Origin of the sequence: Streptomyces sp. NPDC058086 (genome assembly GCF_042885015.1) — a bacterium.
Classification (GTDB): Bacteria; Actinomycetota; Actinomycetes; order Streptomycetales; family Streptomycetaceae; genus Streptomyces.
The window spans coordinates 1-8,812 of record NZ_JBHVST010000199.1 but is presented as its reverse complement, the minus strand read 5'-3'; the positions used below and the strand labels follow the sequence as shown (position 1 = coordinate 8,812).

Annotated in this window: 6 protein-coding genes and 2 pseudogenes; 1 reads left to right on the top strand and 7 read right to left on the bottom strand. The window is 66.7% G+C overall.

Annotation, left to right across the window (positions count from 1 at the left end; translation table 11 throughout):
• The 5 genes and pseudogenes from ACFVWD_RS56155 to ACFVWD_RS56135 all read right to left on the bottom strand — a co-directional run.
• A pseudogene (locus tag ACFVWD_RS56155) lies at nucleotides 1-839 on the bottom strand (glutamine synthetase); the annotation flags it as partial.
• Nucleotides 839-2,263: an amino acid permease gene (locus ACFVWD_RS56150; RefSeq protein WP_389606749.1), complete on the bottom strand. Its 1,425-nt coding sequence runs from the start codon at nucleotides 2,261-2,263 to the stop codon at nucleotides 839-841. The gene ACFVWD_RS56150 and the pseudogene ACFVWD_RS56155, both read right to left, overlap by 1 nt.
• 161 nt (nucleotides 2,264-2,424) lie before the next feature.
• Nucleotides 2,425-3,456, bottom strand: coding sequence for a hypothetical protein (locus ACFVWD_RS56145; protein ID WP_389606746.1), 1,032 nt, complete (start codon nucleotides 3,454-3,456; stop codon nucleotides 2,425-2,427).
• A 338-nt stretch (nucleotides 3,457-3,794) separates the two neighbouring features.
• Nucleotides 3,795-4,427: a DUF6302 family protein gene (locus ACFVWD_RS56140; RefSeq protein ID WP_389606744.1), complete on the bottom strand. Its 633-nt coding sequence runs from the start codon at nucleotides 4,425-4,427 to the stop codon at nucleotides 3,795-3,797.
• 295 nt (nucleotides 4,428-4,722) lie between these two features.
• On the bottom strand, nucleotides 4,723-5,103 hold the full coding sequence (locus tag ACFVWD_RS56135) for an ATP-binding protein (RefSeq protein WP_389606748.1): 381 nt from the start codon (nucleotides 5,101-5,103) through the stop codon (nucleotides 4,723-4,725).
• A 427-nt stretch (nucleotides 5,104-5,530) separates the two neighbouring features.
• Here ACFVWD_RS56135 and ACFVWD_RS56130 point away from each other — a divergent pair, with 427 nt between their 5' ends.
• Nucleotides 5,531-6,760 carry a helix-turn-helix transcriptional regulator gene (locus ACFVWD_RS56130; RefSeq protein ID WP_389606743.1) on the top strand — a complete coding sequence of 410 codons (1,230 nt, stop codon included), beginning with the start codon at nucleotides 5,531-5,533 and terminating at the stop codon, nucleotides 6,758-6,760.
• Here the strand turns inward: ACFVWD_RS56130 and ACFVWD_RS56125 are convergent.
• A complete protein-coding gene (locus ACFVWD_RS56125; protein ID WP_389606741.1) occupies nucleotides 6,741-7,403 on the bottom strand; it encodes an HAD family hydrolase in 663 nt (220 codons plus the stop codon). The genes ACFVWD_RS56130 and ACFVWD_RS56125 overlap by 20 nt on opposite strands.
• 114 nt (nucleotides 7,404-7,517) lie before the next feature.
• Nucleotides 7,518-8,812 (bottom strand): annotated as a pseudogene (locus ACFVWD_RS56120) (hypothetical protein); the annotation flags it as partial.

The following is an 8,812-nucleotide window of genomic DNA, read 5'->3' as shown; positions in this document are numbered from 1 at the left end:
GCCGTCTCGAACGCGGGCTCGCTGTCACGCCACAGGGACACGTGGAAGTGCAGGCCGGAGCCGATGCCCGTCTCGGGGGCGGCCATGAAGGTCGGAGTCATACGCTGGTGCGCGGCAATGGCCCGAACAGCGTGCTTGTGCACGGCGTACGTGTCGCAGGCCCGTATCGCATCGCCGTACGGCCACGTGACCTCGATCTGTCCCGGTGCTCCTTCCGTCTTGATCGCCTCGACCGGTGCGTCGGCCTGGTGCAGCGCGTCCCGGAGGGCGCCGAAGAACGCGGAGAGACTGGGAGGATGGTCGAGGGCATAGTCGAGGTTGTGGGGCGACACAGGCCTTAGGCCCCGGTATCCCGCCCGGCGGCTGCGGTCCGCGCTGCCGCGGTAGAGCAGGAACTCACTCTCGATGCCCACCCGGACCTCCCACCCGAGGTCTGCCAGGTACTTGATCTGCTGGCGCAGCATCTCCCGAGGTGCCACCGGGATGGGGTAGCCGTTGTGGTCGTGGGCGTCGCCAAAGATGAGAACGGTGCCGGGCAGGTAGCTCAGACGCCGGATGGCGCCCAGATCGGGGACGACCTTCAGGTCTCCGTACCCTTCGTGCCAGCCGGTGAGCCCGAAGCCGTCCAGCGGGGTCATGTTGACGTCGGTCGCCAGGATGTAGGCGCACATCTCCGACCCGGCGGGAAGCTGCGTGAGGAAGTGGAGAGCGTCGAAGCTCTTCCCCTTCAGGCGGCCCATCAGGTCCGGGACGCCGAGCATCACCGTGTTGATCTCGTGAGCCTGGACGAGCTCACCAAGCCGTTCACGGGTGAGACGGTCGCTGATCTCCTCAGCCATCACAGCACATCCCCCGCAAGAGCAGCGTTCTGGGCAGCGGAACCGAGCGGGGGCACCTTGTAGTCGCGCTTGCCCTTGGTGATCCACGTGACCCAGGCCAGAACGAGGACCACGGCCAGCGCAACGCCTGCGTAGTTGAACGACTCGGCGGTGATCGGGGAAGCCTGCGGCAGGCAGAAAACGACCGTCAGGACGATCACGTACACCACGGAGAGGAGCCCAAGGGGGCGGCTCCAGCCTCCGAGGTGCCAGGGGCCGGGCGGGAAGTCCCGACCGGCGCGGAGGCGGAGGTAGACGGGGATCGCGTAGGCGGGGGTGATCCCGATGACGTTGATCGCGGTGACGGCGGCGTACGCGGTCGGCGAGTACAGGCTCGGCAGCGCCAGGACCAGGGCGACGCTCACGGACAGCCACACCGCGGCGATGGGGGTACGGGTGCGGTGGCTGACCCGCCGCCAGGTCGAGGAGAACGGCAGCGCCCCGTCACGCGAGAACGCATACACCATACGGCTGGCTGCGGCGGTCTCCGCGTTGCCGCAGAACAGCTGAGCGACGATCACGACGACCAGCAGTCCCCTGGCCATGCCGGTGCCAAGGACATCGATGAAGATCTGCGCCGGGGGAACACCGGTGCTCGTACCGAGGGTGCCGTCGTAGTCCTGGATTGCGAACAGCAGGCCTGCAAGGAGGACGAAGCCGGCCGCCCAGGACCAGGCGATCGAGCGGACGATGCCGCGGGGCGCCGATATCTGCGCCTGAGTGGTCTCCTCCGACAGGTGGGAGGAGGCGTCGTAGCCACAGAACGTATACGCGGCCAAGAGGCAGCCGAGACTGGCGACGTAGACGGGGTTGGAGAAGCCGGTGCCGTTGTTGTAGTGCCCGAACACGAAGGACACCGACTGGTGCTGAGCGGGGGCCAGGGTGAGCGTCCCGACGATCAGCACGACGCCGAAGAGCTGCCACCACACCGAGATCGCGTTGAGGACGTTGACCAGGCGCACCCCGGCCGCGTTCAGGGCGCCGTGCAGTAACAGGATGGCCGCGAAGATCCCGATCGTCGCTTCGGGCGTGGGCGTCAGGCCCCACTGCAGGTTGGCGAACGCGCCGACGAACAGGGCGCATCCGTAGTCGATGCCGGCGATGGCGCCGAGCAGGCCGAGGAGGTTGAGCCAGCCGGTCACCCACGCCCAGCGGGGTCCGCCGAGACGGTGGGCCATGTAGTAGAGGCCGCCGGAGGTGGGGTAGGCGGACGTGACCTCGGCCAGGCACATCCCCAGAATTAGGGTCATGGTGCCGATGCCGACCCAGCCCCAGATCATGATGGCGGGGCCGCCGGTGTTCATGCCGTAGCCGAACAGGGTCATGCCGCCGGCCAGGATGCAGATCACGCTGAAGCTGATCGCGAAGTTGCCGAACCCTCCCATCCGGCGGGTCAGTTCGGGCTGGTAGCCATGCGCGCGCAGCGCGGCATCATCGTCAAGGCGTGCATGGGCTCTACTCGGAGACAACGGAGAAATCCTCTGGTTGTAGGGGGCGGAGTGGTGTGCCAGGCATGGCCCGCATGAGGGCGGAGGTGCTCGACTGCTCATCGGCGACCGTTGCGGTCTCTGAGGGCTCTCTTGCGTGCGGAGCGGAAATCGTCCTGCCACCACGCAGGGTTCTGGGTGACGTGGGCCCACGGTGCGGGGGTGGCGTAAGGGCCGATCGCGGTGAAGACGTCTGCGGCGTTTCCTACGCCGGTGGCGCTGAGGGCGTGTGCGAGATGGTTCAGATCCGTCAGTGAGTAGGTGCGCGGGTCGCGAGCCTGCCGCTTCTGGCCGGCTGATGCCGGTCCCGGCGCAGGTGCGTTGAACCACCACTCAAGGCCCCGCCGCGCGTAGTGGGCCTTCTGGTCGGTCGCCCAGAAGGCGATCACTTTGGTGGTCTGGCTCTGTGCGATGGAGCGCCGGTAGGTCTCGATGAATGCGTACAGGGGCAGCAGCGTCACCGCAGCGCCTTCGGGTGCTGTGCTTGCCACCCACAGAGCGAAGTCCAGGTCACCCGCCCCACGGGCCTGCAGGACCTGAAGGACCCGGTGGTAGGCCTCCCGGTTGTACGGATCACGGACGTGGACCCAGTTCAGCACTGTCCACGGTCCTGGCGGCAGAAAGCCGTCCCTGTGCACAAACCAGTTCAGCCGACTGTGCGGCCATGACTGATCGACGTCGGTCTGCGCCAAAGCGAGGAAACAAACCCCCGGTACCGGATCCTCCGGCCACGCGCTTGCCGCGGCCCTGCACGCCTGGTCTGCGACATAGGCTGCGCGGCGTAACTCCTCACCGCGTACACCGTCACGGAAGGCGTAGATCGCCCGCTGCGTCAGTACCCGGGCCCACATCATCAGCCCGCTCACACTGCCGGGCTCTTCTTCCCGCCATGCTTCGATGGCGTGGCTCTTGGCGGCGCCCACGGCCAGAGCCTGACTGCGCGACGTCCGTAAAGCCCAGTTCGTTCCGGTGCTTCGAAGTAGTTGCTGCGCTGCGCGCCAGCGGTCCATTTGCAGGTCTTCCATGGCGAGACGCAGCTCATGGTCTCGTCCTGCAGAGTGAACGATCAGGTCTATGACATCGGCGGCCATCAGTGCACCTCCGAGTGCACAGATGCGGATTCAGCTGCCTGCGGAATCGGGGTAAGTAAGCAAGACATGGGGGGTGGTGTCCTCAAAACGGGATGGGGGAGCCGCCGGGCCGCAGGAGGCTGAAGCCCTAGTTCTGGGGGAGCCAGAGCGGCTTCTGCGGCCCGAGGGTCGATCAGGCGGGTCCGGGAGTGGCCGCCGTGGAGACGCGCCGCTGGGAAGCGGCTGTCTATGGCTAGCGTTCGGCGTGTTTGCAGCCGAGTGGAGGGCGAGGGGGGCCGTTGGTAGAGGGGCATGCCGCTGACGCGGACAACCAGGCTGTGGAGCCTTGAGGCGTGCGGTCAGCGCTGGCCGAGGGGCGCGGACGACTGGGCGTGAGCGGCGGTGTATTCGTTGATCCCGGCTTCGTGGTAGCCGAACATGCGGCCTCGCGTGGGCCAGTCATCGACGGGCGTAGAGGTACCCCAGCAGATGGTTCTCGGCTCCCACGGCGAGCCGAGCGGCTTACGCTGGCGGACCTTGGGATACCGCTCTGGATGTGCTTCCAGCTGCAGAATGACGATCAGTGCCTCGCCCCAGTTCCCGACGGTCACTTCCCCCGCTACGCGAACCCCGCCCACGGGCACCGCCAGCCGGCTCACGCCTGCGCCGGACACCCGGGCTGAGCTGAGATCGAGGACGAGGCTCTGCTCGAGCAGGCCGGGCTCCGCCAGACGCTGAGCAAGCGCCGCCCGCTCCCTCTCATCGGCGGATGTCTCCTGCCCGGCTGCGTAGGCAGTCCGTCCGCGCGGGCGCCGGGGTACGTCCCAGACGTCGAACTGCCGCCGCAGCCATCCGATTCCCACGCCGTAGTCACGGCAGAGCGCCGCCATAGACGCGCCCTCGTAGGTGTATCGGCGGACCACGGTCGCCTTCTGGGCGATAACTGCTGCGCGATTCGCTGAGACCTCGCGCTTGGTGCGGTGATTCGTCATCAGTCTGTCTCCCGGGCGGCCTCGAAGAGACCTGACGGCTGCGGGAATGGGGGCGGGGGAATGAGGTCTGTCGGGTGCGCACCGCGGTGGACACCCGACAGATCCGGCCCGCGCCGAGGGTGCGCGGGGGCTTTGAATATCTGAAGGAGGAAGAAGAGCGGCGGTCCGCTCGATACCGCGGGGCCCGTGGTTTGCGAGTGCTTGGGCTAGCGGACCAACTCTGCGAGGTCACCCATGTCCATGGCCGATGAGGCCGCTGACGTCTGTTGCGCCGGCGTGGACTCCAAAGCGGTCATCAGACGGCAGGTTCCTTTGCTGCGGGCACTGTGAGACAGCACCAGGTCTTCGTGCAGTCGAGGCTGACACCCCAGGAGCCGCTGTACTCGGAAGCGATGGACTCGACAATCCACAGCCCCCGCCCGCTCTCGGCATCCAGCTCCGGCGCTCCCAGCCGGGGACTCTCTTGCGAGCCGTCGTCAACCGTCAGCCGGACGGTCTCGCTTGAACAGGAGAGGAGCAGAGACACCGGGCCGTCTCCGTGCTCCAGCGCGTTGGTGACCAGCTCGCTCGTCAACAGCTTCATGGGCTCAACGAGTTCAGGTAATCCACACAGACGCAGCCGGGCGGCCACGAGCCGGCGCATCTGCGGAACACGACGGGCATCCTGAGGCGGCATCGGCTGGCACGGGCTCCGTAGCTGCCGATCGAACCATACGGCCATGGCATCAGGCCGGTCCTCGTGCAGACGGGGTGCGAGGCGAACGGCTGTCTCTGTGAGCGTCATCAGCAGTCACCGCCGCCCGATTCGGAGCAGCCGACTAGCTTCAATCACTGTCAAAGACGTGCCGTCGTTCGAACACCGGGGTAACACGGTCGCCTCCTGGAGGACAACAGGGTTGGTAGGGCATGTGGCACTCATCGATACACTCCGTAACCGTGGAGCACGGTGCGTCAAGAGTGGCCCTGTTGATGTCCCTTTCCGAGGACTTTCAGAGGTCTTTTATCGGCCGAGAAAGGGACTTTTAGCGAGCCTTGTAGGTGGTGACTAGTAAGAAGCAGGGCCTGCTGTAACACTGTCGATTGAGGCAAGACGGAGGTGTGTAGTGGCACGAGCCGCAGGCAACATTCAGCTCAAGTCCGCCCGGGTGGCGGCGGGTTACCCGTCCCAGCAGGCGCTCGCCGACTCGCTCGGGGTGGGAGTACGTCAGGTACGCCGTTGGGAGTCAGAGGCACCGCCGTGGCCGCAGCCAGAGGTGGGACAGGCGCTCTCGCGTTTGCTCGGCCAGGATCTCGAGGCGCTCGGATTCATCTCGCCGACTGGCGTGACGCCCGAGCGACGGCGCCGGTCTGCACTGGCGACGGCAGCGGCTGCGGTCGGATTGGCTTCGGTTCCGACACAGGCCGCCGCCGTGCTCCAACCAGCCAGCGTGGTGGCTGATTTCGAGGCGGTGACGCGCGCGCATCGGCGCTTGTACTGGTCGGTTGCCCCCGCCGCACTGCATCCCTCAGCCATGGCGCACGCCGCTCTGGGCTTGGTCCTACTGTCCGAGACGGCCGGACAGACCAGACGGGGAGTGGCCGCGGCGCTCGCCGAGACGTACCTACTCGCCGGCCGGATTGAGTTCTTCGACCTTCGCGAGCCGGATCACGCAACCCAGACGCTGCTGCGCGCTCTCCAAGCGGCGGGCGAGGCAGATGACCCGCTCCTCGGTGCCGCAGCGCTCGCTCACACGGCATTCATTCCGGCGTGGGGCGGACGTCGTGACGAGGCCGTCGAGCGCATGGTGGCTGCGCGTACCTACGCGCGGCGCGGGCCTGCATCGGCGGAGTTGCTTGCCTGGCTGGATGCGGTCGAGGCGGAGTGCGAGACCCGGTGCGGCAACACGCGCCCCGCGCTGCATTTGATCTGCCATGCTGAGGATGTCTTAGCTGCGGGCTCCGAGCATGCTAATCCTTCATGGCTGGACTGGTTCAGTCCTGTACGACTAGCTGCGTTTAAGGGTAATACGCAGCTGAAGGCCGGGCATCTGCCGCAAGCACGCGAGACCCTCGTCGCTGTACTCAGCGCACTTGACCTGAGCGAGGAGAAGCAGACCACCGTTGTACTTGGCGATTTGGCCGCGGTAGAGGCCGCTGCCGGACAGCCTGAGGAGGCCTGCAGGTACGCGCTACGGGCACTCGATCAGCTGGAACGGACCTGGTATGCGATGGGAATGGACCGAGTGCGGGAGGTGCGGCGCGTGCTGGCGCCGCACCAGAACGAGCGGTGTGTGCGAGAGCTGGACGACCGACTGTATGGCTGGTCGACGACGGTCAGTGCGCTGACTCGTTGAAGTTGAGGATCAGCCCGGACAGCTCAAGGAGACTCTCGATCCTGAAGGCCGGGAGCTTTTCGGCTTCCGTGGTCCGCCACTGAATGGTTGCCCATGGGCCGCGGTGCACCAGCGCGGTATGCATGCCTGCCATGACCGCCGGTCGCAGGTCGTTGTCCACGCGGTCACCGACGTAAAGGATTTCGTCGTTAGGGAAGGGGACAGCCTCGGCAACGCGCTGGAAGAACTCGGGAGCTGGCTTGCTGGCGCCCCAGTCGTCCGAAGTGCCGATCAGGTCGACGTCCTCCGCGAATAGCTTGCGTAGGAGCTTTCCGGCACGGATTGTCTGGTTGCCTGCAATGCCCAGCCACAGGCCGTCCGCCCGTAGTTGCCTGAACGTTGGCCGGACGTCCTCGTACAGGTCCCGCTCATCGAACGCCTCCGGCTGACCGGCGGCCACCCGAAGCTCGCGCTCCTCAAACAAGTCGAAACCGGGTCGGAACTCCTGGAACACCTCTCGGTAGTCGCGGCCTTGCGCGATGACCGCGCCGAACATGGCATGAAAGGTATGTCGGGGAACGCCGAGCCAGTCGGCCCAGGTGCCATACTCGCGGGTCTCGTCCACCAAACACTCACCGACATCGAACACCACTGCACGAATCATGGCGGCAGCGTATCCGGGCACAGAGAAACGGCTCCCAGCAGCCGATCAGGGGTTCGCGGCGACTCCGTATCTACGGGGCAGTTGATGAGCAAGGCCCGCGCGTCGAGTGGGGCATCAGCACTGGGCATCGGTACGGAAACGGGCGAGAGCCTTCCAGCGGCGTTCAAAGTCGTGGGCCTGCTTCGTAATGTCGGTAGCAGTGATGGGGTTGTTGTACTGGGCGGTGATCCCGCGCGTTGCGCAGTCCCGCGCCACGGCATCGGCCAAGGGCGCCTCATCGCGCATCCGGTGCTCGGCCCAGACGCCGTAGGCACGGAAGGACAGGAGGTACCTGCGCAGCGTGGACGGGCTGATCGGCTTCCCGCCGCGGCCCTGCACACCCTTCTCGTCGAGGTAGGCAGACAGTTGCTTGTCTGTGGGCTCGGCGCCGCGCTGTTTCTGGTGCTCCACCCACGCGAGGTAGTAGCGGTCGACGGCGGTGAGATCGCTCTCCTTGTTCGTCTCCGCGGGCGCGGTCTCCTCATTGGCAATAGCAGCGTTTACCCGGAGGCGTTGCTTCCCCTCCGCAGCCTGTGCTCCCACAATGGCGGGTGTCTGCTGGGTATCAGTCTCGGCCGAGGCGGGTGCTGGAGGTGCCTGTTCGCCAGCTGCATGGTCCGTCTCTTCGCCCTGCGAGTCACCGTCGCCGAACTCGCGCTCCTGGAAAACCGCGACGAAGCCCTCCAGGCCCTCGCCTGTGAGGGGCTGGCCGTCGGCTCCGGTGATGCCGTCCCGCTGGCACACGTATGCCGCGAGGGCGGCTGCGTCGGGGTACTGGCCGTACTGATGCGCGTACGTGAGCCAGGCACTGTAGAAGAGCCCGTCCCACGACTCGTCTACTGCGGCCGGTTCCGTGTCGCCCGGAGGGGGAGGGGCTTCGGCCGGTGAGGTGTAGTGCTGCTGGAAGACCCTGAGCAGGGGCAGCAAGTGGTCATCAGAGAGCGGACCACCGGCCGCGGTAGAGATACCGAACTCGTCTCGGAGGAAGGACGCAAACTGGGCGGCTGTGGGCTCAGTCTGGAACTGAGAGCGCCACAACTGGTAGGCCTTGGCGAAGCGTCCGTCGGCGTCGTCGATGGACGCCTGCTCACGAGGCTGCCCGCTGCTCACCGGCTGGGCCTGCATGACACGCTGTGCCTCCGTGCTCACCGGCTCCGGCTGCTGTCCCCGGCCGGCTGTTCGGGCTTCGAGTGCCAGGGCGTCCGCCTGCACTGCAGCGGGACCCTGCTCGACGGTAAGCGGGGACAGGAGAGCGGGTTCGATGCCCGCCGCCGTCAGGCCGGAGGGGGCGGTCTCGGCGAGCGGCACGCCGTAGCGGGCCAGGCGCAGCGGCATCAGCGACTCCACCGGGGCCTTGCGGCGCCAGGCGC

Bases quoted from the DNA above. Each gene is read 5' to 3' on its own strand.
- ACFVWD_RS56150 (WP_389606749.1), bottom strand. From the start codon at position 2,263: ATGGGAGGGTTCGGCAACTTCGCGATCAGCTTCAGCGTGATCTGCATC.
- ACFVWD_RS56145 (WP_389606746.1), bottom strand. From the start codon at position 3,456: ATGGCCGCCGATGTCATAGACCTGATCGTTCACTCTGCAGGACGAGAC.
- ACFVWD_RS56140 (WP_389606744.1), bottom strand. From the start codon at position 4,427: ATGACGAATCACCGCACCAAGCGCGAGGTCTCAGCGAATCGCGCAGCA.
- ACFVWD_RS56135 (WP_389606748.1), bottom strand. From the start codon at position 5,103: ATGCCGCCTCAGGATGCCCGTCGTGTTCCGCAGATGCGCCGGCTCGTG.
- ACFVWD_RS56125 (WP_389606741.1), bottom strand. From the start codon at position 7,403: ATGATTCGTGCAGTGGTGTTCGATGTCGGTGAGTGTTTGGTGGACGAG.